This is a genomic window from Anaerococcus hydrogenalis DSM 7454, assembly GCF_000173355.1.
Classification (GTDB): Bacteria; Bacillota; Clostridia; order Tissierellales; family Peptoniphilaceae; genus Anaerococcus; species Anaerococcus hydrogenalis.
Map to the genome: position 1 here is coordinate 19534 of NZ_ABXA01000024.1, position 23331 is coordinate 42864.

General features: G+C 27.3%; 25 protein-coding genes and 1 pseudogene. 2 read left to right on the forward strand and 24 right to left on the reverse strand.

Annotation, left to right across the window (positions count from 1 at the left end; all coding sequences use genetic code 11):
• Positions 1 to 66 precede the first annotated feature (66 nt).
• Positions 67 to 1254, forward strand: coding sequence for a dicarboxylate/amino acid:cation symporter (locus ANHYDRO_RS04345; protein WP_004813949.1), 1188 nt, complete (start codon positions 67 to 69; stop codon positions 1252 to 1254).
• A gap of 62 nt (positions 1255 to 1316) precedes the next feature.
• Here the strand turns inward: ANHYDRO_RS04345 and ANHYDRO_RS04350 are convergent, their stop codons facing one another.
• From ANHYDRO_RS04350 to ANHYDRO_RS04465, 24 genes are all read right to left on the reverse strand, one after another.
• Positions 1317 to 1628 carry a hypothetical protein gene (locus tag ANHYDRO_RS04350; RefSeq protein ID WP_004813950.1) on the reverse strand — a complete coding sequence of 104 codons (312 nt, stop codon included), beginning with the start codon at positions 1626 to 1628 and terminating at the stop codon, positions 1317 to 1319.
• A gap of 157 nt (positions 1629 to 1785) precedes the next feature.
• Positions 1786 to 3336 carry a Na+/H+ antiporter NhaC gene (gene nhaC, locus ANHYDRO_RS04355; RefSeq protein WP_004813952.1) on the reverse strand — a complete coding sequence of 517 codons (1551 nt, stop codon included), beginning with the start codon at positions 3334 to 3336 and terminating at the stop codon, positions 1786 to 1788.
• Positions 3337 to 3556: 220 nt separating this feature from the next.
• Entirely contained in the window at positions 3557 to 5797 is a 2241-nt protein-coding gene (locus ANHYDRO_RS04360) for an FtsX-like permease family protein (protein WP_004813955.1), read from the reverse strand.
• Positions 5797 to 6492: an ABC transporter ATP-binding protein gene (locus ANHYDRO_RS04365; protein WP_004813958.1), complete on the reverse strand. Its 696-nt coding sequence runs from the start codon at positions 6490 to 6492 to the stop codon at positions 5797 to 5799. Before ANHYDRO_RS04365 ends, ANHYDRO_RS04360 begins: the two co-directional genes overlap by 1 nt.
• Positions 6493 to 6590: 98 nt before the next feature.
• Positions 6591 to 7904, reverse strand: a complete 1314-nt coding sequence (locus ANHYDRO_RS04370) for an MATE family efflux transporter (RefSeq protein WP_004813960.1) — start codon at positions 7902 to 7904, stop codon at positions 6591 to 6593.
• A gap of 153 nt (positions 7905 to 8057) precedes the next feature.
• Positions 8058 to 8534 carry an acyl-CoA thioesterase gene (locus tag ANHYDRO_RS04375; protein ID WP_004813963.1) on the reverse strand — a complete coding sequence of 159 codons (477 nt, stop codon included), beginning with the start codon at positions 8532 to 8534 and terminating at the stop codon, positions 8058 to 8060.
• Positions 8535 to 8674: 140 nt separating this feature from the next.
• Complete coding sequence (locus ANHYDRO_RS04380; protein ID WP_004813965.1) at positions 8675 to 9769, reverse strand: glycerol dehydrogenase; 1095 nt, start codon at positions 9767 to 9769, stop codon at positions 8675 to 8677.
• A 160-nt stretch (positions 9770 to 9929) separates the two neighbouring features.
• Positions 9930 to 10613 (reverse strand): hypothetical protein, encoded by a 684-nt coding sequence (locus ANHYDRO_RS04385; RefSeq protein ID WP_004813966.1) that lies wholly within the window; start codon positions 10611 to 10613, stop codon positions 9930 to 9932.
• 2 nt (positions 10614 to 10615) lie between these two features.
• On the reverse strand, positions 10616 to 11032 hold the full coding sequence (locus ANHYDRO_RS04390) for a hypothetical protein (RefSeq protein ID WP_039914038.1): 417 nt from the start codon (positions 11030 to 11032) through the stop codon (positions 10616 to 10618).
• Positions 11033 to 11040: 8 nt separating this feature from the next.
• Complete coding sequence (locus ANHYDRO_RS04395) at positions 11041 to 11466, reverse strand: MarR family winged helix-turn-helix transcriptional regulator (RefSeq protein WP_004813970.1); 426 nt, start codon at positions 11464 to 11466, stop codon at positions 11041 to 11043.
• Positions 11415 to 12323 carry an NERD domain-containing protein gene (locus tag ANHYDRO_RS04400; protein WP_004813973.1) on the reverse strand — a complete coding sequence of 303 codons (909 nt, stop codon included), beginning with the start codon at positions 12321 to 12323 and terminating at the stop codon, positions 11415 to 11417. The genes ANHYDRO_RS04395 and ANHYDRO_RS04400 overlap by 52 nt, the downstream gene beginning before the upstream one ends.
• Before the next feature lie 17 nt (positions 12324 to 12340).
• Positions 12341 to 13852, reverse strand: coding sequence for an ABC transporter permease/substrate-binding protein (locus ANHYDRO_RS04405; protein WP_039914039.1), 1512 nt, complete (start codon positions 13850 to 13852; stop codon positions 12341 to 12343).
• Positions 13836 to 14585: an ATP-binding cassette domain-containing protein gene (locus ANHYDRO_RS04410; RefSeq protein ID WP_039914041.1), complete on the reverse strand. Its 750-nt coding sequence runs from the start codon at positions 14583 to 14585 to the stop codon at positions 13836 to 13838. Before ANHYDRO_RS04410 ends, ANHYDRO_RS04405 begins: the two co-directional genes overlap by 17 nt.
• Positions 14586 to 14719: 134 nt before the next feature.
• A complete protein-coding gene (locus ANHYDRO_RS04415; protein WP_039914045.1) occupies positions 14720 to 15724 on the reverse strand; it encodes a YeiH family protein in 1005 nt (334 codons plus the stop codon).
• Positions 15725 to 15992: 268 nt separating this feature from the next.
• Positions 15993 to 16472: a GNAT family N-acetyltransferase gene (locus ANHYDRO_RS04420; RefSeq protein WP_004813979.1), complete on the reverse strand. Its 480-nt coding sequence runs from the start codon at positions 16470 to 16472 to the stop codon at positions 15993 to 15995.
• A gap of 42 nt (positions 16473 to 16514) precedes the next feature.
• Positions 16515 to 17747, reverse strand: a complete 1233-nt coding sequence (locus ANHYDRO_RS04425) for an MFS transporter (RefSeq protein ID WP_004813982.1) — start codon at positions 17745 to 17747, stop codon at positions 16515 to 16517.
• A gap of 74 nt (positions 17748 to 17821) precedes the next feature.
• Positions 17822 to 18250, reverse strand: coding sequence for an ArsR/SmtB family transcription factor (locus ANHYDRO_RS04430; protein ID WP_004813983.1), 429 nt, complete (start codon positions 18248 to 18250; stop codon positions 17822 to 17824).
• A 168-nt stretch (positions 18251 to 18418) separates the two neighbouring features.
• On the reverse strand, positions 18419 to 18616 hold the full coding sequence (locus ANHYDRO_RS04435) for a helix-turn-helix transcriptional regulator (protein ID WP_004813985.1): 198 nt from the start codon (positions 18614 to 18616) through the stop codon (positions 18419 to 18421).
• A gap of 5 nt (positions 18617 to 18621) precedes the next feature.
• Positions 18622 to 18954, reverse strand: a complete 333-nt coding sequence (locus tag ANHYDRO_RS04440) for a hypothetical protein (RefSeq protein WP_039914048.1) — start codon at positions 18952 to 18954, stop codon at positions 18622 to 18624.
• Between the two features lie 164 nt (positions 18955 to 19118).
• Complete coding sequence (locus ANHYDRO_RS04445; RefSeq protein ID WP_004813989.1) at positions 19119 to 19496, reverse strand: hypothetical protein; 378 nt, start codon at positions 19494 to 19496, stop codon at positions 19119 to 19121.
• A 13-nt stretch (positions 19497 to 19509) separates the two neighbouring features.
• Complete coding sequence (locus ANHYDRO_RS04450) at positions 19510 to 19710, reverse strand: helix-turn-helix transcriptional regulator (protein ID WP_004813990.1); 201 nt, start codon at positions 19708 to 19710, stop codon at positions 19510 to 19512.
• A 206-nt stretch (positions 19711 to 19916) separates the two neighbouring features.
• Positions 19917 to 20255 (reverse strand): SdpI family protein, encoded by a 339-nt coding sequence (locus ANHYDRO_RS04455; protein ID WP_004813993.1) that lies wholly within the window; start codon positions 20253 to 20255, stop codon positions 19917 to 19919.
• Positions 20256 to 20782: 527 nt separating this feature from the next.
• The gene (locus ANHYDRO_RS04460; RefSeq protein ID WP_004813997.1) at positions 20783 to 21736 is read right to left on the reverse strand and encodes an aromatic acid exporter family protein; all 954 of its coding nucleotides are present in this window, start codon (positions 21734 to 21736) and stop codon (positions 20783 to 20785) included.
• 118 nt (positions 21737 to 21854) lie between these two features.
• Positions 21855 to 22241 (reverse strand): demethoxyubiquinone hydroxylase family protein, encoded by a 387-nt coding sequence (locus tag ANHYDRO_RS04465; protein WP_004814000.1) that lies wholly within the window; start codon positions 22239 to 22241, stop codon positions 21855 to 21857.
• 881 nt (positions 22242 to 23122) lie between these two features.
• Here ANHYDRO_RS04465 and ANHYDRO_RS11425 point away from each other — a divergent pair.
• Positions 23123 to 23331, forward strand: a pseudogene (locus ANHYDRO_RS11425) (IS110 family transposase); the annotation flags it as partial.

Consider the following 23331-nt stretch of genomic DNA (forward strand, 5'->3'; position numbering starts at 1 on the left):
ATATATATTGTATTTTTGTTAAAAAAATGTAGAATATTAATAAAATAAACGAAAGAGGTATAAAAAATGAAAAAGAAGAGCTTTTTCAATTCATTAGTTTTTAAGCTAGTGATGGGAATAATTGCTGGTATACTAATTGGAAATATTTCAAATGAGCCGGCAATTTTAGTAGTTAGTTCTATAAAAACCATTCTTGGTGATTTGATTGGATATATTGTTCCTTTAATTATTCTTGGTTTTGTAACCCCTGCAATTGTATCACTTAAAGAAAATGCTGGAAAAATCCTTACAGTAACTCTTTTGATTTGCTATATTTCATCAGTAGGTGCAGGTGCATTTTCTTTTTTAGCAGGAAAAGCTATAATTCCCCACTTAAATATAGCATCAAACGTTGCAGGAGCAAAGGAGATTCCAGAATCAATTTTTAAATTAACAATTGATCCAATAATGCCAGTTATGACTGCCCTTGTAACATCAATTATTTTTGGGATTGCTGTAATTCTTACAAAATCACAAACTTGGGAAAATTTATTATTGGAACTTAATAAGATAGTTTTAAAAATAGTAGATGTTGTTGTGATTAATATGCTTCCTTTTTATATAGCTTCAACTTTTGCAGTCTTAGCTTATGAAGGAGTAGTTTTACAAGAATTACCAGTATTTTTAAAAATTATTTTAATTGTTATTGTAGGACACTTTATTTGGATGACACTGTTGTACACCTTGGGAGGAATTTTTTCAAAAACAAATCCAAAAGAAGTTTTTGGACATTATTTGCCTGCTTATCTTACGGCTTTAGGAACAATGTCATCAGCAGCAACCCTTTCAGTTTCACTTAAATGTGCTGGAAAATCAAAAACTTTAGATCCAAAAATTAGAGATTTTGTAATTCCACTTTGCTCAAACACCCATCTTTGTGGATCAGTTTTAACAGAAGTATTTTTTGTAATGACGGTTTCACAAATTTTAACAGGAAAATTACCAACAACTTTAAATATGATTGTCTTTATTGCTCTACTTGGAATATTTGCAATAGCAGCACCAGGAGTTCCAGGAGGAACAGTTGTTGCAAGTTTGGGATTAATCATTTCAGTTCTAGGCTTTAACGATACAGGGACAGCCCTAATGTTATCAATCTTTGCCCTCCAAGATTCATTTGGAACAGCTTGTAATGTAACAGGTGATGGGGCTATTGCCTTAATGGTAACAGGAATTTTTGATAGTGTTCCAAAAAATAAAAATATTAAAAATTAATACTAAATATAACATAAGAAAAAGCAAACATAAAGTAAAAATTACTCTTTGTTTGCTTTTTCTTATTTAATATTATGCTTTTTCATCTTTTCTTCAAAAATATCTGTAATTATTTTCTTAAGCTCTTTTTCTTCTTTTTCTGGTAAATCTCCGGGTTTTTTTGCTATTTGATAAAGATCCGGATATTCATTTGCTATTTTTTCAATTGTTTTTGTAGTAGAGTGTTTTCTTACAAAAAATGGAATTTTTTTGATCCATTCTTCTGGAACAAGAGCAAGTATTTTATCCCCTGCTTCCTTGTCGCTAATCTCAGCTGTAGAAAGGCCCTCTTTTATTTGGCTTTGTTCTTTATTTGTAAAATCTTTTAAATCCATCTTAACCTCCAAAATATTTTAGGATAATTTATATAAAATATTTTCTTTTAAACTATACCGTAAGTATTTACTTATAAATATACCCTAAAAAAATAATATTAATATATTATTAAAAAATAAAAATCAAAACCTAAAAAATAGATTTTGATTTTTCAATTTATGAAATATTTGGAACTTTTCCTTCTTTTCTTAATTTATATAGTTGAGCATTTGCATACTCTTCTACTTCTTTTGGAGCATATGCTTTCTTTTTCATTCTTGTTTTTCCAAAAATATTTGTATAAGATCCATCTGCCCAAAATATATTTCTTTTTAAATAAGCCGTTGTAAGAGCATAAATTGGACTTAATAAGTTTACAAAAGCAAATGGGAAATAATAGAGTGGATTTACTCCTAAAGTTTTCATTTGATACGCCCCACAAGCTGTCCACGGAAACATTACTGCCCATAAAGTTCCTGCATCTTCTAAGGTTCTTGATAGGAAATTTCTTGAAAGACCCATCTCATCATATTTATCTTCATATAAAGGAGCTGGAACTCCAATTCCTAAAAATTGATCACACATTGTAGCATCACAGAAAATTGATGTAGCCATAGTTGTTAGAACTAGTCCACCTACTGAATTTATTTTTTCTTTTAAGTGAGCGAATAATTTTTCAACAACTCCAGATTTTTCCAAAGCACCACCAAATGATACTGCAAGTAAAATTAAATTTACAGTCCACATTTGATTATTCATCCCCCCCTTTGCAAGGGCTGCATCTACAAAGGCATTTCCTGTTTCAATTTCAGGACCATAGTGTAAAACTTCAAAAATTTCAGCAAGAGACTTAGTCTCTTGAAATATTTGTGAAAAAACAATTCCAACAACAACAGAAATCATAACACCGGCAAGACCTTCAATTCTTAAAACGCAAACTAAAACAATAATAAGTATTGGAAGTAAAACTAAAGGGTTTAAGTTAAAATTATTTGCAAGTGAAGTTTTTATTCCCTCAGCAATTGTAGGGTCATAATTTACAACATTCGCCCTAAGTCCCAAAATTGTGTATAAAATCAAGGAAATTATAAATATAGGTCCAGTTGTAGAAATCATAGCTGTTACGTGATCAAATAATCCAGTTTTTGAAACTCCAGCTGCAAGATTTGTTGTATCTGATAAAGGAGAAAATTTATCACCTATGTAGGCTCCTGAAATTACCATTCCTGCAGTTATTGCCGGATTTATTCCAAGCCCTTGTCCAATTGTCATAAAAGCTATACCAATTGTAGCTGTTGCCGTCCAAGAAGAACCACAAGCCATACCTACAAGAGCAGTGATAATACAGCCAATAGGCAAAAATAACTTTGGATTTAATAATTCCAATCCATAATAAATTAAAGCAGGAATTGTTCCACTCATCATAAATGATGAAATCAACAAACCCACAGTAAGTAAAATTAAAATAGCATCTAAGGTTGTATTAATCCTAGCAATCATTCCTGAAAGCATGTCTTTAAAAGAATGACCACAAATAATTCCAACAATACAAGCTACTACAATTCCACAAATAAGTGGCATGTGTGCCCCATCATAAACAGCTTCAAGTTTTCCATCTACTTCTTTTTTTGCAAAAACAAAAACGTATACCATTAATAAAACCATTGTTATAATTGGTAAAATTGCTTCAAAAAAAGAAGGTAATCTAATCGACTTTTTCTTTTCCATAATTGTCTCCTTTTTTAAATTATCTAATTAAAATTATATGTTAATTTTTATCATGAATCTATTCTACAATATTCGAAAACTTTTGTCAATTTTAATCTCATTTAATTTATTTTATTATCTTATTAAAGTATAGCTTTAAAAAAAATCACTCTGAATATTAAATCCAGGTGATTTTTCTGATTTTAAATCTTATCTAAAATTTTTTCAAATAATATAAACCTTATCCATTAATAACTTTTAATTCCTCTACCATATTAATTTTTGAAAGTTTTATTTTTTGGATAAATTGAACTAAAATAAATAACGATATGCTAATTATTATAGCTATGATATAAATTTTTAAAGGTATTTGTGCTTTAATATAAGCATCTAATTTTGACATAGATACGAACATAAAAAATTGTACTATTTTATTTATTAGTGGAATCATTAATACTTGAAAAATTATTACAAAAATAAAGATTGGATCTATATATATATTTGTTATTTCTTTATTTTTGAACCCAAATATTTTAATGTAGGAAATATTTGTTCTCGACTTTTCTATTATAACATTAGAAATAAGTACCGTAATTATAAAAAAGAAAAATATTCCTATAACAATCATAGTATCAAAAAACACACCAAAATTATTCAAAAAATGTTCGGTAAACTTTGTAATTTCTTTTTTATCAATTTTACTTATTTCTATATCTTTTGATATTTTTAATTTTTTATCTGCCATATAAGTATTAAAAAATTCCTTATCCATGCCAATTACTTTATTTAAAGATTTTCTTTTCATAAAAATTTTAAAAACATTTATTGACTTATCTATATCTTTAATTTTTAAACTTTTTTCTTTATTTTTATAGGGTTCTCTTATTTTAAATTCATCTCCCTTTTTTAAGCCATATTTATCAACAAAGCCCTGTGAAACTATTGCCTCATTTTCTTTTAAAGTATCGTAAGAATTAATTTTATATTTTGATGTTCTATCAATCCCATAGACTTGAATTTTTTTATCATTTAGTTCTACTAATTCTGCTTCTATTATACAAGCCTTCTCCTCTTTAATATTTTTATCTTCTCCCTTAACAAAATATGTGTAATCATATTTCATTGATTCTTTCATGTTCTCTGTATATTTTGTAAAAACAGGTCTTATTGATAAACTAATTACTAATAGTAAATTTGCTAAGAAAATCCCGAAAAATAAGGCAATCAAATTAAGTTTATTGGCTGATAATACCCTGATTCTAAATTTATTAATAAAATCAAATTTTTCTAGTTTAAATTTATTTTTTTTCTTTTCTTTTTTTAAATTTTTCCTTAGAAAATCTAAGGGCTTATAATTCAAACTTTTAGAAATTATAAGCGAATTTACTAATATATAGATTAGTATTGGTATAAGGCTTGTAATAATAAAGGATCTTGGACTTAGTTTTAGTTCAAATTTTGCTAAATCAAATGAATTGTAATATAAGTTAACATATTTTTTATAAACAAATAAATATGACAATAAATTTCCCACTAAAGCTCCAGTTACAGTTATAAATAAAGGCATAGCCATATAATTTGTAAAAACTTCTATTTTCTTATATCCCAAGGAAAGTAGTGTACCAATTAGTGAGGCCTCTTTTTCAATCAAGCTTTTCATTTCTACAGCACTTGCAAAGGCAAGGGCAATAAATAAAATAATCATAAAACTTGTCATAGTTGGTACATCTCCGTCCATATCATCCATGACATATGAAATGTTGTGATTATCTGCTCTAATAACATAATCAATAACAAAATTGTTTTTATTAATTTTATTAACTATTTTTCTAATTTTATCTCTTTGATCTTTCTTATTAATTTTATCTAAATTATGATATGCATAAGTATATTTTTTTGTTTTTTCACTAAAACTATCAAAACCTTCTTTATTAAAAAGACATACACCAAAATATCCAGTATCCATAACTAAATCTTGTCTATTTCTTAGGAGTGATGAATAGTCTGGGAGGGAAACAAGCCCAACTATTTTGAAAGTTTTTCCTTCTAATTTTATTTTATCATCTAATTTTTTATTATTGATTATAGCATAATTATTTGACAAGGCAATTTCATTTTTTGTTTTTGGAAATCTACCTTGGTGTAGTTGACCTATATTAATTTTATCTCTATTAATGAATCCTCTTAGTTTCTTATCCTTACTTTCATTTAATTCTATAGAAAAATTTTCATATAATTTTATATGGTCTTTTTTGATCTTATCCACTGTATTCTTATCTAATTTATTAATAGCAGTAAATTGACCATCTTCTACCCTTCCATTTTTTAATTCTTTATAGTATACAAATTTTACAGAATCTTGAGCAGTATAAAATGAAGCCGCAAAAGTAACTACTAGGGCTATTAGTATAAAAATGGGAAAAAATCTAAATGGATAAAATCTAACTTGTCTAAAAATTCTCTTATTAATTGGATTTTTCATCACCAAGTCACACTCCTAGCAGGAATTTTTTCCTTATTTTCTTCAAAACTTCTAACTAAACCATTGTGGATATTCATAATATAATCGCACATTTTTGAAATCTGAACATTGTGTGTAGCTATAATTACAGTTGAATTATAAATTTTATTTAGCTTTTCAATTAAAATTAATACATCCTTAGCACTTTCATAGTCTAAAGCTCCTGTAGGCTCATCACATATCAAAAGTTTTGGTCTTTTAATAATTGCTCTTGCTATAGAAGTTCTTTGTGCTTGGCCTCCAGAAATTTCATTTGGATATTTATATATTTGATCTTCAAGAGATAAATTTTTTATTAATTCATCTATATCAATAGGATTATCAGATAAATAAGCCCCAACTTCTATATTCTCTTTTACATTTAAGTCACTTATAAGATTATAAAATTGGAAAACAAATCCTAAATTCTTTCTTCTATACTTTTCCAAATCTTTTTTATTCATTTTATTTAAGTCATTTTCAAAAACCTTAACAAGTCCTTGATCAATTGTTTCAATACCACCTAAAATATTTAATAGTGTAGATTTTCCTGAACCAGATGGTCCAAGCAAACACAATATTTTTCCACTTTCTAGCTTTAAATCAATCCCATTTAGAGCGTTTATTTTCTCTTTACCAACACCATAAGATTTTTTTAAATTTTCAATATAGATCATAGTTTGCTCCTTGATAATAGTTATCTATATCATGATTATATCACTATGAAATGTAAACTTAAATAGATTTTTATATATTTTAAAAATTTTTTAAAATTTTATTTGTTCTTTATCAAATTTTTCCATATTAAAAATAAGCTAATTAAGCTTACAAGAATTTCTGAAATAGGATATGATAGCCAAACACCATTTAATTTGAAACTTTTGGCCATTAATATCGCAACAGGTACTAGGACTATTGCCCCTCTCGATAAGGAAATTATCTGAGAAAGTTTTACCTTTTCTGTTGATGCAAAAAATGTTGATGTCACAATATTTATTCCTATGAAAGGACATGCTAAAAAATATAATACCATGCCCTGGATAGCGTATCCTTGTAAAATTATATTGCCTTCTTCGTTATAAAATGATGCAAATAAATCTCGTCCAAAATAAATTGTTATATAAATTATTAAGGATAAAAATATTTCTGTTAACAAGCCATATTTTAAAATTTTTTCAAGTTTCTCTTTATCATTTTTTCCATAATAATGACTGATTATTGGTTGAATACCTTGAGATAAGCCTGTATAAATTGCAATTACAACAAGCGAGATTACTGAAATTATTCCAAAGGCAGCAACTCCTAAATTCCCGGAAATTCCTAAAATCAACAGATTAAATACAAACATAACAATCCCGGATGTTGCTTCTGTTATAAAAGCCGTAAATCCTTTTGATATAATTTCAAGAATACTTTCTAAATCCAATTTTATTTTCTCTAAATGAAATCCATTTTTTCTTTTCAAAATATACGGCATAATTATAAGCATGCTTATAATGGGTGCAAGACCTGTCGCAAATATTGCTCCAAATATTCCCATATTAAGGGGAAAAATAAAAATATAATCTAATATTACATTTGAAATACTTCCACTTATCATGGCTATCATAGAAAGTCTAGGATTTTTATCATTTCTCACGAATGCCTGCATAATATTATTTAATAAAAAAGCTGGCGCAAATAATAGCATTACTTTAAGGTAAGTATTAGTTATATCAAAAATATTATTATCGGCTCCCAAAAATATAACTAATTTCTCTGAAAATAAAATGCCAATTATAAAAAATATTATTCCTGTAACTAATGCTAATAACAAAGCAGATGTGAATATTCTATTGGCTCTTTTTTCAGAATTTCTGCTTTTACAAATTGCGTATTTTATTCCCCCGCCTATTCCATACATTAAACCAAGTCCATTTAATAAACAAAAAATAGGAAAAGCAATATTTAAGGCTGCAAGTCCATCTGCTCCAAGTTTAACAGATACAAAATATGTATCCATAAGTGTATAACAAGAAAAAGCTATTTGTCCAAAAATATTCAAAAATACATATTTGATAAAATCTCTAAAAAGATTTTTTTCTTCCATAAAATCTCCAATCTAAAAATAAAACACCCACCACAAATAGCCTTTGTGAATGGGTGCGTTTCAAACCATGATAAAATTATACCACAATTTTAATCTTTAGTTTTTAAAAAAATTTTCTTAATATTTCTTATTTTTTATTCAATAACAATAAATTTACATATTATCTTTTACTTTAACAGCTATCATTTTAGCTTTTGCACGAACTTCTCCCTTTGCTGTCATCTCCATTTCAATTATTGCTTTTCTCTCACCAAGCTCAATTAATTTTGATGATACTATAATTTCTTCATTCATTGGAGTTGGTTTTTTAAAGTCAACTTCAAGTCTTGCTGTAATAAATCTCTCTATTACCGTATTTTTATCAAGGTCCAAGCCTTTATTTTTGTGAGAAAAATAAGCTGCAGAAGCTGTTCCGTGACAATCAAAAATCATTGCAATCATTCCCCCAAATAAATTTTGAGGTACTCCTCCTGTATACATTTTATCAGGAATAATTTTAGCAATTACACTTTTCCCATCTTCACTTGGATATGATTTTAAATGAAGTCCCATATCATTTTTTGGACCACAACCCCAGCAATATTGAAATCTTTCGCCATAGGTATCTTGAATACAAATATTTTCCTTCATACATTTCTCCTATATATTAAATTAAGCTATTAGTTTTATACCCACATAGGTCCTCTTATTAAATGATTTAAAAAAGATAAATATAAAAAATTCAATATAAAAAAGTTTTGATATTAAATATACTAAAACTTTTTTAAAATCTATTTTCCTAAGACAGCTTTTCCCATAGCATCTGTTGCAATTATTGCAGCATATAATTCATCAGGGGTAACATCTCCTGCAAGATTATGAATTGTTTCTCCTTCTACACAAGCATTTCTTGCTATAGTTTTAATTTCTTCGTCTTTACTTACTCCAAGTTCTTCCAATGTTACAGGAAGTCCAACTTCTAAGCAAAATCCTTGTGCATCTTCAAATTCTTCTTTTGGAACCCCTTCCAAAACTAATTGAACCAAAGTACCAAAGGCTACACATGAACCATGATATGCTTCGTGTCCACCTAATGATGTTAAACCATTGTAAAATGAGTGTGCTGCTGCGCAGTTTACATTATCGGCCCCTACTCCAGACATATAAGTGTTTGCTTCAATAATTGCATCCAAAGCTGGTGTTACAACATTATTTTCACATGCTTTTATAGCTTGTGATCCATATGCTCTTAAAGTTTCGTAACATAATTTTGCAATTGCAAGTCCTGTTCTTGTAATTCCTGTCCCTTCCAAGCTTGGTGATTCCGTTCTTATAGATGCTCTTCCTTCAAAATAAGTTCCCAAAGCATCACCCATTCCTGCTATTAAAAATTTAACTGGTGCGTTTGCTATAACTTGGCTATCAACCAAAACTGCATCAGGATTTGTTGGATAGAATAAATAAGAATCAAAAGATCCATCATCATTATAGATTACAGAAAGTCCAGTACAAGGAGCATCTGTAGCAACTACTGTTGGAACTATTACTATATGTTTATTTGCATAATAAGCTGTAGCCTTTGCAGTATCAACTGCAGATCCACCACCAACTGCAACAACTGTATCGATTTTATCATCTTCGACGATTTTTTTCATTTTTTCAATCTCGCCCTTACTAGAAATTCCACCAAAAATTTCATAGCGTCTAAAGTCATCTAATCCTTCGAAAGATTTTTCTATCTTATCATGACAAGATTTATACCCACTATTAGAACAAATAAATAACCATCTTTTTCCCATATATTCCATTTCTTCGTGGAATTTTAACAAGGCATCCTTACCTTGTACATACTTTAGTGGTTCGCGCATGGCTCTTAATAATTTCATAAATTTCTCCTTTTAAATTTTTTATTTCCCTTTACACTTATATTATATACTTATGTGTATTTTTTAACAAGTAAATTATATTTGAAAAAGATTTTTAATAAAAATATATCATGATTCGAAAATATGAAATAATTTTAATTATAAAATTTTCCAATAAATTTTAATAAAATAATATTTGAAGACCCATTACGATTATCCATATATAAGAGCATGTTTTTGGTATCATTAGCATACCAATTTTGGGATATTTTTTACTAAATAAGGTTACTGGTAAATAACAAGCAAATGAAATAATTATTGCCCAAACCATCCTGTGCATCCTCAAACCATATATATTTCCAGATATAGTATAGAGGATTATTATTCCAAGTCCAGAAATTAAAAATATTGAGTTTCTAATTATAGAAAGAGTCTTATTTTCATTTCCACTGGTCCAATTATTTTGGGGCAATAAACAAATAAATATCCTAATAAGTGCGCTAATCCAAATTAAAATTTCTATTATAGTTGGAGCTTTTAAATTTTTAAAAGTTTCTTTCCATATATATAAGAGCAAAATATAAAATATTGTCATTGTGATAGATGAAACTTGGAGACCAAAGCCCATTTGTTTTTTGATTTTTTCATTTATGCCAAATAAGGATTTTTTTACCCTTGGAATAAGGTGAAAGGCATCCCCAAAACATAGGATAAGAGTTAAAATCCCATATAGGATAAATAATTTTTCACCCTTTGAAAATATAAAAAATAAAATCCCTCCAATTAGGTCAAAAATTAAGTATCCTATATCGAAAATCACTTCAAATATATCAAAAATTTTCATTTTATATTTTTTTTCTTCCATTTTTATCTCTCCTTTATTATTGAAAAATAATTTTTTATAAAAATAAGTCCTGCAAAATCCAAGGCAAGGCCAAGACCAGTATAGAAAAATCCAATGAAATAATCCGGTAAAAATTTCATTGACCTAAGTCCTATACCTCCTCCCATCATAAAGGCCATTATTAAATAAGATTTTTTATCAAAAAATTTCCAAAAATATATTCTTCCCTTATAAGCCAATATCCTCTTTGTATGTTTTTTAGTCATCTTATAAAACATAAATCCAAATAAAATAAATATAATAAGGGAAAAAATATATAAATTAAATTTTTTATCAATTGTAAAAAATGAAATTATCCCGAGTCTTGCAACATTAAATCCAGCTATTAACCAAACAAGACCTGCAATAATTAGTAAGCTTTTACTTTTAACCTTAAACATAGAATCTCCTAGCTTTTTAAATGAAAATCTGCATTTTTGCAAATCTTATCAAAAACTTTTTTAAAAATCACCATATCATCTTCACTTATTCCTTCAAATAAATCTTCTATAAATTGCTCTTGTATTTTCTTGCCATTTTTAATTATTATATTTGCTTTTTCTAAAAGAAAAATTTCATAGTATTTTTTGTTTTCTTTGTTTTGTTTTTTAATAATCAATTTTTTATTTTCCAAATTTTTTAATGATGTAGAAACATGTGATTTGGTAGATTTTCTAATTCTTACAATATCGCTTGCTGTATTATATTTTGGATTATTATATAAAAACATTAAAATATCATATTCCAATTGGGTTAGTTTATATTGTTGGCAAATTGAACTCGTTAATTTTTCATAATAATTTGTAATATTTTTATGCTGATCCCAAAAATGCATATAATCCTCCTTTTAGTTCTATTTAGAACTATATTACCTTCATATAAATTTTTGTCAATTAAAAAAGCGAAAGAAATTCTTTCGCTCAAATTATTTTTCTTATTTTTATTATAAACAAACCTACATTTAGGAAAATTAGAACATCCTATAAATTTTCCATATTTCCCTTCTTTTTCAACTAATTTTCCTCCACATCTTGGACATATTTTCTTTTCTACTTTTTCCTTATTTTCTTTTTTTAGCTTTTTTATATCCCTAGTGTGAGAAAAATCTGATTGGTATGACTTATTTTCTTTAATTAAGATTTCAATCTTATCCAAGTCTTCTTTTTTTAGAATTTCATCTTTGGATAAGTCTTTTATTAAATCACTCACTTTTGAAATTTTACATATTTTTGCTTTTTTCACTTCAATTGAATCTAGATTTGCCTCTGCTGAAAAGGCTATTATTGAGAAATACTTCATATTTGGATAAGAATTTTTTAAAATATTTTCAACAGCTTTTATGTGACCATAATTTTGTAAAACTGGATTCATAAAATAATTTTTCTGATTTGATAAATATTGTACCCAATCCTTGGAAAATTCTTTACCATATATTTTTCCCTTGTATCCCTTTGTCTCTATACAAAAAATTCCATAAGTTGAAATAATCAAATGATCAATTTGGCTAGTTTTTGTATGATTAGATGTATTTTTTAATTTTATGTCATGTATTTTTCTGTATTTATTTTTATCAAGATCTTTAACATTTAAGGCAAGAGCCAACTCCCCTATATCGCCTTTAAATTTCGACTTAAAAACCGTAACAAGTAAGACTGAAAAAATAAAAAATCCAAGTGAAATATTAAGTTCCATAAATTTCTCCTAAAATATTACTTTATTAAATTCTTATCCTTTAAATATTCTCTTGCCACATCTTTTGCTGACTTTCCCTCAACATCTACAAGGTAGTTCATCTTTGTCATCTCCTCTGAAGTGATTTTTCCAGAAAGTTTTTCCAAAATTTCCTTCAATTCTGGGTGATTTTTTATTGTTTCTTCTCTTAAAAGAGGAGCCGCTTGATAAGGCGGGAATAAATTTTTGTCATCTTCTAATACCCTTAATTTGTTAGTGATAATTTGACTGTCGGTTGAATATACGTCTGTTAAATTAATTGATCCATTAGAAATTGCTGTATATCTTAGGGAAGGCTCCATTGTTTTTACATCAAAATTTAAACCATACAAAGATTTTAAGCCCTTATTTCCATCTTCTCTGTCATTAAATTCTAAAGTAAAGCCAGCAATAACATTATTTTCTACCTTTTTTAAATCAGAAATTTTTTCTATATTGTTTTCTTTTGCATAATCTTCCTTTATAGCTAAGGCATAAGTGTTTTGAAATTTGCTAGGCTTTAAATATACTAATTTATCTTGGTCATATATCTTATCTCTCGCTTTTTTATAAACTTTTTCAGGATTATTGGATATTTTACCCACATCTTCTTTTAATAAAGAATTAGTGATTGTACCAGTAAATTCTGGATACATATCTATACTTCCGTTTTTCAAAGCCTCATACAAAAAGCTAGTCTTTCCAAAATTCGCCTTAACTTCTACCTTAATATCAGAATTTTCTTCAATCAATTCTTTGTACATATTAATTAAAATTTCTGGTTCAGCTCCTAATTTTCCTGCAATTGTGAGCTTATTATCTTTTTCACCAAAGGAAAACAAGCTCATTATCGTAATAATTATAGTAGCAATTAAGGACATCAAAATATTTATTGGCTTTTTATTTACTAATGATTTAATTAAAGATCCAAATAAAATTGCAAGTAAAGCTGAAGAAATAGCTCCTATTAGAATTAGGGCTGAATCATTCCTATCAATTCCTAAAAGAATAAAAGATCCAAGTCCTCCTGCTCCAACTAGGGCAGCAAGAGTAGCTGTTCCAATTATCATTATGGCAGAAGTTCTAACTCCTGACATAATTATTGGCATGGCCAAACTCAACTTGTATTTTTTTAACTTTTCCCATCTTGTCATCCCAAAGGCTGTTGCTGCTTCTTCAAGTGAAGGGTCAATTTCAGAAAACCCTGTAATTGTCGCTTGATATATTGGGAAAAGTGCATAGATTACAAGGGCTGTAATTGCAGGAACTTTTCCAATTCCCATAAATGGAATAAAAAGACCTAGTAGGGCCAAGGAAGGTATTGTTTGAAAAACTCCCGTAATTTGTAAAATCCACTCATTCAATTTTTTTCTATGAGATAAAAAAATAGCTAGAGGTACTGCAATTAAAATAGATATTATTAGGGAAATCATAGAAATTTGTAAATGTTCAAATAAGGCCTCAAGCCAGTCTGATTTTCTTTCAATAAAGGTATTAACTAAATTGTTCATCATTTATCCTTTTTTCATTATCAAAAAATTCACTAACAAAATTATTTTCTGGATTATTAATTATCTCTGATGGGCTTGCAATTTGAATAACCTTTCCATCCTTCATCACACAAATCCTATCAGCAAGTTTTAGGGCTTCATCCATATCGTGAGTTACAAAAACTGTTGTAATTTTAAAATCATCATGGATTTTTTTAATCAAATCTTGAAGACTGGTTTTGCTGATTGGATCTAAGGCAGAAAAAGGCTCATCCATTAATAATACTTTTGGACTTGCAGCAATTGCTCTTAAAATTCCTATTCTTTGTTTTTCACCACCAGATAGATCTTCTGGAAGTCTATTTTTGTAATCTTTTGGGTCTAAATCTACACTTTTCAAAAGCCTATCTACAGTTTCTTTTATTTTCTTCTTATCCATCTTTTTCATCTCTGGAATAAGAGAAATATTTTCTCCAACTGTCATATTAGGAAAAAGGGCAATTTGTTGGAGAACATAGCCCATGTCAAGCCTTAGATCTCTTAAAGGATAATCTTTTAATCTTTTTTCATTAAAGTATATATCCCCCTCATTTTGTTCTATTAACCTATTTATCAGTTTTAAAGTAGTTGTTTTCCCACTGCCACTGGGACCAACGATTACAAAAAATTCTCCTTCTTTTATTTCAAAATTTAAATTATCTAATACCTTAACATTTCCTGTATAAGACATAGATACATTTTCATATTTTATCAATTTATCACCTTTCTTTTTATTAATTTTTATAAAATATATAATTTACGATAATTAATTTATACCCATAAATAGCTTATTATAAATAAAGTTTCAATTAAAAAAACAGCCTAGATATCTCTAAGCTGTTTTCTAATCTATAGACTGTTTATAAATCCTTCAAATACATGAATGAAAATCATTGAAGAAGTAGCCACAACTAACCAGGTTAAACCACCTGTGATAATTGGTTTTAGTCCTTTAGTAAATAAATCTTTAAATTTAATTTTAAATCCTACACCTGCCAAGGCAACTGTTACAAAAAACTTGTAAGCTGGTCCAAAAATTGCGCCTTTATCTGGTAAAATTTCAAATACTCCCATTGTATTTAAAAGAGCCATAAGTAAAAATCCTACAATAAAAAGTGGGAAAGATCTTTTAAAACTTTCTCCAATAGACATATTTTCTGAATTATGTGAAGATTCTCTAACTTGTAGGGCTGTAATTACCAAAGCTAGTGGTATAAGTACAGTTGTACGAGCAAGTTTTACTGTTATAGCATTATTTAAATTTACTCCATTTAAGGCATTATAAGTTGATTCGGCTGCCGCTACTGATGAAGTATCATTGATTGCAGTTCCTGCCAAAAATGCAAATTGATTTTGTGAAAGCCCAATTGCTCCTGCAAGGTAAGGGTAAGATAGGGCAGCTATAACATCAAATAAGAAAATAGCTGTCATCGCATAGGCAATCTCTTCTTCTTTTGCCTTTAAAATTCCTGAAAGAGTAGCGATTGCTGTTCCTCCACAAATTGTAGTACCTGATCCAACCAAAATTTTTGTATTTCTTGATAATTCAAATTTTTTACCAACAAAATTTGCAACAAGAAAAGCAAGACATAAGTTTGTCAAAATTAGTGGCATAGCCTTTGCACCAAATCCTAAAACTTGGGCAAAATCTAATGTACCTCCTGCCAAAATAATACCGAAATTTAAAAATTTCTTACCCACAAAACTTGTTCCATCTTTAAATTCAGAATCTATTTTAGGCATAAGATTTACAATAAGCATTCCGATTAAAAGACCTATCATAGGTCCTCCAACAAAATTTTGTAATCCAGCTAAAAAAGTTGCAACTATTCCTATAAGAACACATACAATAATTGCACTTGTTTTTTATTCATATTTCCTCCTATTAAAATTAATCTTTTTAAAAGACATGATAGATATAGTATAACAAATAATTCAATCAAAAGATATAAATGAGTATAAATAAACTAATTGATTTAATAAGAAAAAATCTCTAGCTTATATTTAACCATTATTTATAGTTTTAAAAATTATATTAATAAATAACTTAAAATTATTTTTTTATAATATACTAACAAAGTTTATTAAAATATATAACTATTACTCAGCCTAACATAAAAATTTATTTTCTTAATTTTTCTAGCATAAATAGGCCCTGATTATTTGCCTTTTTGTTATTGTCCTTATAAAAATAGCCCAATTTTAAATAAAAAGATTTGGCAGTTATAGAAGATGGGACTATAATCTTCTTTGACTTAGTGGCATACTCATCATTTTCAAGATTTTCCACAATTAATCTTCCCACTCCCTTTTTCTGATATTCTGGCAAAACAAAAATAGTATAAAAACAAGATTCATTTTTATCTTCATCATATCCGATAGATCCACAAGCAATGATTTTTTCACCATGGCATACCACATAAAAATGTCTAATCTTAGCTTTTTCTTTTATATTTTCTGAATTTAAAATTCTTACACCCTTTTCAATATAATCTTTTGAATAATCTTTTATATTAGTAGTTCTTAAAGTTTTAATAATAAGCTCAGATACTTCTTTTGCATCTTTTTCTTGAAATCTTCTGATATAAATAGTTTTCTTCATGTATCCATTATATAGCTTTATTTGTAAATTTACATTTTTATTTTAATAGTTCTTATGGATATTATTAACTGATGGTAATTTTCTAATATTTTCATTTAGTGCCCAAAAAATTGCAACTAAAAATATAATGAAGGATCCAATAAATATTGCCATTGAACTTGATAAATATTCTCCTAAAAATCCACCAAATAAAGCCCCTAATGGTGCCATAAAAGTAGAAATTCCAACCATAGCCCCCATAGCAGAGCCAAGTTTTCCATTTGGAACTATTATTTGAACCATAGTTTGTGCATAAACATTTACAAGACCTACTACAAACCATCCAAGTCCATACAAAACTACTCCTATTTTTATATTATTTTGAAAATTAGATAGACATATCCAAGCTAATGCTACAATCATCATTCCATAAATATATAATTTTCCAAGGGGTATTTCTTTAAGTTTTGGAAATCCAGCAAATAAGGATCCCAGTAAAAGTCCTGCTCCCATTCCTGCAAGCATTAAACTATAAAATATTTCATTTTGAGTAAAGGCAGGTAAAACTGCACTTATTGATGTAGCAGCAAAGTTAATAAAAACAATTCCAAAAACTAGGGCAAAAATTTTTGAATCTTTAAATAAATTAAGTCCTTCTTTAAGAGATTTGAAGTGATTTTTTAGTATATTTTCTTCAAAATTATTTTCTCTTTTTTTAGAATGACTAAGTTTTTTTGATAATAAACAAAATAAAATCCCAGTTAATATAAAACTTATGGAATCCGCAAAAAAAGCTGTCATAAAACCAAATATTGATATAATAAAACCTGCTAAAGTATCAAAAATTGCATTTGATCCTTGATAAGCCATAGTCATCAAAGAATTACCTCTAACAAGTTCTTTTTCAGATAAAATTTTTGGAAGCAGAGATATTTGCCCCGGATAAACTAGTTGATTAATCAGAGAAATTATTGGCATTATTACCATAATATGATAGACACTTAATTTTCCAAATTTATACAAAAATGGAATAATTAAAATTAAAATTGCTTGAATAAGTTGAGATAATATTAAAAATTTTTTCATATTAATTCTATCCAAAATTGGGCTTAGTAGTAATTGTACTATAGCAGTTGATGAAGTAAGAAATAGAGTGATACCAGAATAAATTGTAGATCCAGTCATTTTATAAACTAAAAGAGTTGATGCAATAGCATATAAACTATCTCCAAAATTTGTTATTAGACGTCCTAAAAGCAGGACATAAAAGTCTTTATTTTTAATCATTTTTAACATTTTCCTTATATTTAACGTTTTGTTTATTTTGACATTTGTGTATTTTTTTACCAGTAAGAATTAACTTACTGGTTTTAAGATAATTTATAAATTTGTACTTGAAAACTTTCCTCACTACCTTCATCTTTACTATATTTTTTTATTAATTCATTTAATTCTTTTTCAAATGGTTCGTAGGATTTACTAGAAATTTTAAAAGAAAATACCTTCTCTTCTAAATTTTTATTAAATATTTCACTATTAGGAATAAAGGCCTTGGCTACTGGCAAAAAATATTTTTGTGTAATTCCATTAATAAGTTCCGTATCAACGACTTCTATAATATTATTTTTTTCTAAAATTTTTAGGTGATAGTGAATCTTTGACCTGCTTACACCAAGGGCATCTGATAAATCTTGGGCATTTTTTGGACTTGTACCTAAAGTCATAATTATTTTAAGCCTTAAAGGATCGCTTACAATATTTATCTCTTCCAACGAATTTAAAATGTGAACTTCTTTCAAAATGCACCTCCATATCCTTGTTTACTTTATTGTAACTTAAATTTACTTAACAGTCAAATATTTTTGAACGTTAAATATTTATAATCAAAAACTCTCAAGATTTTTATTCTTGAGAGTTTATGAATGAAATCAGTGTAAATTTCTAATTTAATATAAAAAAACAAATAACTACTTATTTTCAAATAAAAATATATCATTTACTGTTTTATCAAAAAATATTGATATTTTAATTGCCAATTCCAAACTTGGATCATACTTATTATTTTCAATTGCAATTATAGTTTGACGAGAAACTCCAAGCTCTTTTGCCAAATCTTCCTGCCTTAAGCCATTTTCTTTTCTAAGTTTTTTTATTATATTATTCATAAAATCTATTTAATGACTTGCATTCCTATAAAAATGATAAGCGCAAGAATTGAAAGAGTTAGAACTATAATTTCCATGAATTTATTTTTTCTACCATATTCCTCATCACCTTCAACCATTTTATTTTTTATATAGATTCTTGAAAAATTTTGTACACTTATGGTTAGACACAAAATTAATACAGGAAGTGGATTATATTTAAAATCACTAAATAAGGATTTATAAGAAGAAAAAATAACCCATAAACTCAAAACAATGACAGCAAATTTATAAGCCAAACTTTCTGACCTTAATAAAATATTCCTATCCATTTCATCCATCTTTGAAACTTTTTTCATAATCATAACTCCATTTCATTTCAAAATGTAAAACCATCTTTACATTACTATATAAAATTTAGATATATATATCAAGAGTTCTTTACATTTTTCTATAAAAAAATATCTGACCTATGGAAAAATAACATCCCTATCAGATATTTTTTAAAATTAATTTCTTAAATTTAATATTTTTTCTCATAATATCCATTTATAAAAAATGTAATCATTGGATAAAATAGAATAAAAATTGCCAAAATACCTCCTGGCAAATAGGCTTTTATCAAAAGACAAATAACAGCAACAAGGCCTATTAAGATCATTAAAATATAAGACATTGCGGCATTAACCTTGTCCATAATTTTTACATTTCTCTCATCATTTATATTTATCCTATAAGATTCATCTTTTTCAATCATTTTATTATGCATTATTTTTACGCTAGAAATAGCCGTGCTAGTGGCAAAAATAAGAGTCAATAAAATATTTCTTATTTCATTACCTTTGATAGTGAATAGTAAAATTAAGCTTAAAAATCCAACAATATATCCAAAATACCACATCTTATTATTTTTCTTAATCTTCCTCCTTATAAATAAAAATATCTTCAATAGTCAAACCAAAATACCTAGCAATTTTAAAAGCCAAGATAATTGATGGATTGTATCTCCCATTTTCTAAAGAGCCAATTGTTTGCCTAGAAACTTCAAGAATTGAAGCTAATTCTTCTTGCGTAATCTTATTTTCTTTTCTAATTAGCTCAAGTCTATTTTTCACATTAAATCACCTCTTTATATGTTAAGCTAGCTTTACATATTTTATAAGAATATTTCACTTATATGTCAAGTTTACTTTCCATATTCAAAAATAATTATTTTTGAATATGATCTAATAAAAAATACCCGACTCGTACTTTATTTTGTACTTATCGGGTAATTTGATTAAATAAATCTATCAGATCTATTAAGAATCCTTAATAGATACTAACCATTTTCTCTTTTCGCCAAAGCATTATTAACTTTATATCCAATTATGAAGTAGAATAGCATTTGCAATACAACTATTATTGTCATAGTTGTATTAGTTAGACTATTACTAAATATTATAATAATATTTAGTAATATAAAAAATATAGCATATATGCGCAAAAGTTTAGCTGCATACATATGCGCATAATTCCAGTTTTCTTTAGATTTCATACTTAATTGTGTTCTAAATCCGCTATGCTTACTGATATTTCCATTTGCTTTATACTTGTAAAAAAAAGACAAAAACAACCCTGTTATAGGTAATAAATTAATTACAATTTTCTCAAAATTCATAAATCCTCCTAAATATCCTAAAAGCTAATACTTTCAACACTTATATAAGCTATAATCTTATCTTCTTAGCAACAGACTAATTAATTCCACATAGATTGAATAGTCAATAAAGTCAGTAATTAGTATAACTTAATTTATTTAGCTTTTTTATTAGAATATAAGCTGAAAATTATAATTAAAATTCCTGACATTGTATTCTTATTTAAAAAATCATCCTTAAAAGCGAAGAAATAAAATAAATTTAAAAATAAAATTATAAATCCTATGACCATAATTATTTTAAAAATATCTTTAGATACAATTTTCATTTTAATTTATCCTTTCTATACTTACTTATTGTTAATAATCAAATAATAAGAAACTTTATTAAATACATCTTTTATTATAACTAAATCAAGATAGATTCTAAGATTTTCTTACCTAAAAATTTACTTAGCACATAAATTTTATATTTGAAAATTTATGTCACTAAAAAAATATTTATTGAAAATTTGTATAACATAAGATAGAAACATACTAAATCAATTTTAAGCCCTATCATTGATACTATTTCTAATATCTATAAATTGATTCAAGCTTCTAAAAACTTGAAAAATAGATGAACGTATGACAAAATCCTCGTGAGTTTTAGGTAGTTCCATTATTTTAAAATGTTCTTTTAAAAATTCAATTCTTTTTTTAACCTTAACCATGTCTCCATCTTTTGTAAGGTTATTTGCAGTATCAATCATTATATCAGATATCAATTTTCCATCATCATATTCTGCAGGAATTGCCTTTAAATCATGATACATCTCCATTAAAAGATCCATTTCTCTTTCCCTATGGTTAAGACCTATAAGTAATTTTTTGCTATTTTCTATGCGGTTATCATTTTCAATAATAGCAAGTTCAAGAGCCTTATCTATATCATCTTCAAGTTTTTTAATCTTTTTTTCATAAATTTTAACATCTAGGTCATTTACAAGAGTATGACCAAAAAATTTTAATATATCCTTTATATCGTCATCAATATCTTCTATCCAATCTATCAACTCATCCTGACTTTCTGGTGCGTATAAGTTGGTTAACATGGCAAATCCTGTTCCTATGGTTACAAGACCTATCTCATTAATTATTATTGAAGAATTAATTTGTCCATAGCTTAGTAAATGTGTAACTGCAACACTTGATGGACCAAGACCTAGTTCAATTTTTAATAAGAATGATATAGGCACAAACAAGAGTAAATATATGCCAAAAGCCCAAGTTCTGTAGGCAAAAATTTCAAATACCAAAATCCCTAAAACAAGGGCTATGATAGCAGATAACGCTCTTTTAACTCCACCTTTTACAGTAGCTTTTCTAGTCTCAAATATATCAAGTATGGTAATAATTGCTGCTGAAGATGCAAATTTAAGCCCAAAAGCTTTAGCTACAAGCAAGGAAAGGGTAGCTGCTATGGCTGTTTTTATAGTTGTACTGACTAATGTTTTGTTCATAATAATCCTTTTAATCTAAACTTATTAAAGATCTACCTATTTTGATTCTTCTATTGTGTATATTTTTATAATTGCTCGGATTTTAAATCAAAAAAAGATATAAAATCAATACAACTTCTTATAATAAGCTAGCGACTATATCTCCATGTCTTTTTTCATCCTTTTTTACGCTTTCAATTTCTGGGAATTTTTCAGCAACAGGTGCATAATTGTTAGCTGCCTTATATTCGCCTTTTATTATAAGCGGATATAGATGCTTTTTGCCAATAAGTCTATAAAGAATAGGCATAAAAAATGCCAAAGTTTTCTTAGGTTTTAAATTTTCTTGTGTAAGTCCATGAAAAACAGCTGAGTGATGCCCTTCTTCTGCTGCAAGCTTTTTAAAAGTTTCGGCATCATTTTTATCCTTAACTACATTAGCAAGAGCCCTATACATCAACACAGCATCTAGTTCTCCTTGCTGAGATTTTAATAAAATTTTTATATCTTTCTTACTTATAGACATTTTTTCTCCTTATCTTACTTGTTATTTTAAATTTAATATAATTGGTTTTTATTTTTTATCTCTTACCCTATTATTATATGAATTTTTATATAAACAACAATAAAAATCCCGACTTAGAATACAATAATTTTCATTTTGAGTAATCTTAGTTATATAATCAATAATTCTACATTTTTTAACTATTGTCTAAAAACATATATTTACTTTTTCAGAGAGAATCTTTGTTACTTATTTTCTAGATTTTTTCCTACTTAATATTTAACATAATTAAATTTAAGAAAATTTATAACTCGAAACATTTAAAATATGAGTATAAATAAAAATCAAAATTTTTCTTTAATTTCATAGTAAGATATTTAAAGTATCTTGTTGCTGAAAAAAAATAATTTCATTTATTTACTTTTATAGTATTATTTTATTTTTTTGACATAAATACAAGGTATTTCGCAAAAGCATCTTCTTTATCACAATTAAAGGTTTGAAGAGATTCCAAAAAAAACTAGAGGCATAACATGAATTTCATATTTCTATTTTTTCAGCAGCAGGCTGTCCTTTCCCTCCTGATTTTACTATTCTTCCACCTCTGCATGTTCCGTCTTTAGCAATAGTATCACCTCCTCGTATATTATAGTTGTAGTAATAAATACTACATTTTGTTCTCAATCCCACTTTCTTATGGGATAATAATTGTATAGATAGAGGTCGTAGTTAACCTCCTTGAAGCTAGTCTTCCTAAATTAGGGTTACGCCTCTTCTTTACGTCTTTATCAGTATGAGCTGGATAGCGCATTTCGTTGCTGTATGTCTAACGAGGTTTGATTGTCGTAAAGTTCTTGAGGGTCCTTTCTCTATCTAAATTTATATTAAAGCTAGGTGATTTTATGTTTTACATTGGTGTTGATATTGCAAAGAAAACCACGAAGCCTCAATAATTGATTCTGATGGGAAAATTGTTTCTGAGTCCTTTTCTTTTTCTAATTCTATTAGGGGTTTAGAGAAGTTTCAGAAATTTATTTCCTTCTTTTTCGATTGATTCTAACAACTGTATTATTGGTATGGAAGCTACTGGCCATTATTGGCTTTCGCTTTA

Excerpts from the sequence above, each read along its gene's own strand:
- ANHYDRO_RS04345 (WP_004813949.1), top strand. The coding sequence starts at position 67 with ATGAAAAAGAAGAGCTTTTTCAATTCATTAGTTTTTAAGCTAGTGATG.
- ANHYDRO_RS04350 (WP_004813950.1), bottom strand. The coding sequence starts at position 1,628 with ATGGATTTAAAAGATTTTACAAATAAAGAACAAAGCCAAATAAAAGAG.
- nhaC (WP_004813952.1), bottom strand. The coding sequence starts at position 3,336 with ATGGAAAAGAAAAAGTCGATTAGATTACCTTCTTTTTTTGAAGCAATT.
- ANHYDRO_RS04360 (WP_004813955.1), bottom strand. The coding sequence starts at position 5,797 with ATGAAAAATCCAATTAATAAGAGAATTTTTAGACAAGTTAGATTTTAT.
- ANHYDRO_RS04365 (WP_004813958.1), bottom strand. The coding sequence starts at position 6,492 with ATGATCTATATTGAAAATTTAAAAAAATCTTATGGTGTTGGTAAAGAG.
- ANHYDRO_RS04370 (WP_004813960.1), bottom strand. The coding sequence starts at position 7,904 with ATGGAAGAAAAAAATCTTTTTAGAGATTTTATCAAATATGTATTTTTG.
- ANHYDRO_RS04375 (WP_004813963.1), bottom strand. The coding sequence starts at position 8,534 with ATGAAGGAAAATATTTGTATTCAAGATACCTATGGCGAAAGATTTCAA.
- ANHYDRO_RS04380 (WP_004813965.1), bottom strand. The coding sequence starts at position 9,769 with ATGAAATTATTAAGAGCCATGCGCGAACCACTAAAGTATGTACAAGGT.
- ANHYDRO_RS04385 (WP_004813966.1), bottom strand. The coding sequence starts at position 10,613 with ATGGAAGAAAAAAAATATAAAATGAAAATTTTTGATATATTTGAAGTG.
- ANHYDRO_RS04390 (WP_039914038.1), bottom strand. The coding sequence starts at position 11,032 with ATGTTTAAGGTTAAAAGTAAAAGCTTACTAATTATTGCAGGTCTTGTT.
- ANHYDRO_RS04395 (WP_004813970.1), bottom strand. The coding sequence starts at position 11,466 with ATGCATTTTTGGGATCAGCATAAAAATATTACAAATTATTATGAAAAA.
- ANHYDRO_RS04400 (WP_004813973.1), bottom strand. The coding sequence starts at position 12,323 with ATGGAACTTAATATTTCACTTGGATTTTTTATTTTTTCAGTCTTACTT.
- ANHYDRO_RS04405 (WP_039914039.1), bottom strand. The coding sequence starts at position 13,852 with ATGAACAATTTAGTTAATACCTTTATTGAAAGAAAATCAGACTGGCTT.
- ANHYDRO_RS04420 (WP_004813979.1), bottom strand. The coding sequence starts at position 16,472 with ATGAAGAAAACTATTTATATCAGAAGATTTCAAGAAAAAGATGCAAAA.
- ANHYDRO_RS04425 (WP_004813982.1), bottom strand. The coding sequence starts at position 17,747 with ATGTTAAAAATGATTAAAAATAAAGACTTTTATGTCCTGCTTTTAGGA.
- ANHYDRO_RS04435 (WP_004813985.1), bottom strand. The coding sequence starts at position 18,616 with ATGAATAATATAATAAAAAAACTTAGAAAAGAAAATGGCTTAAGGCAG.
- ANHYDRO_RS04440 (WP_039914048.1), bottom strand. The coding sequence starts at position 18,954 with ATGAAAAAAGTTTCAAAGATGGATGAAATGGATAGGAATATTTTATTA.
- ANHYDRO_RS04445 (WP_004813989.1), bottom strand. The coding sequence starts at position 19,496 with ATGTGGTATTTTGGATATATTGTTGGATTTTTAAGCTTAATTTTACTA.
- ANHYDRO_RS04455 (WP_004813993.1), bottom strand. The coding sequence starts at position 20,255 with ATGAATTTTGAGAAAATTGTAATTAATTTATTACCTATAACAGGGTTG.
- ANHYDRO_RS04460 (WP_004813997.1), bottom strand. The coding sequence starts at position 21,736 with ATGAACAAAACATTAGTCAGTACAACTATAAAAACAGCCATAGCAGCT.
- ANHYDRO_RS04465 (WP_004814000.1), bottom strand. The coding sequence starts at position 22,241 with ATGTCTATAAGTAAGAAAGATATAAAAATTTTATTAAAATCTCAGCAA.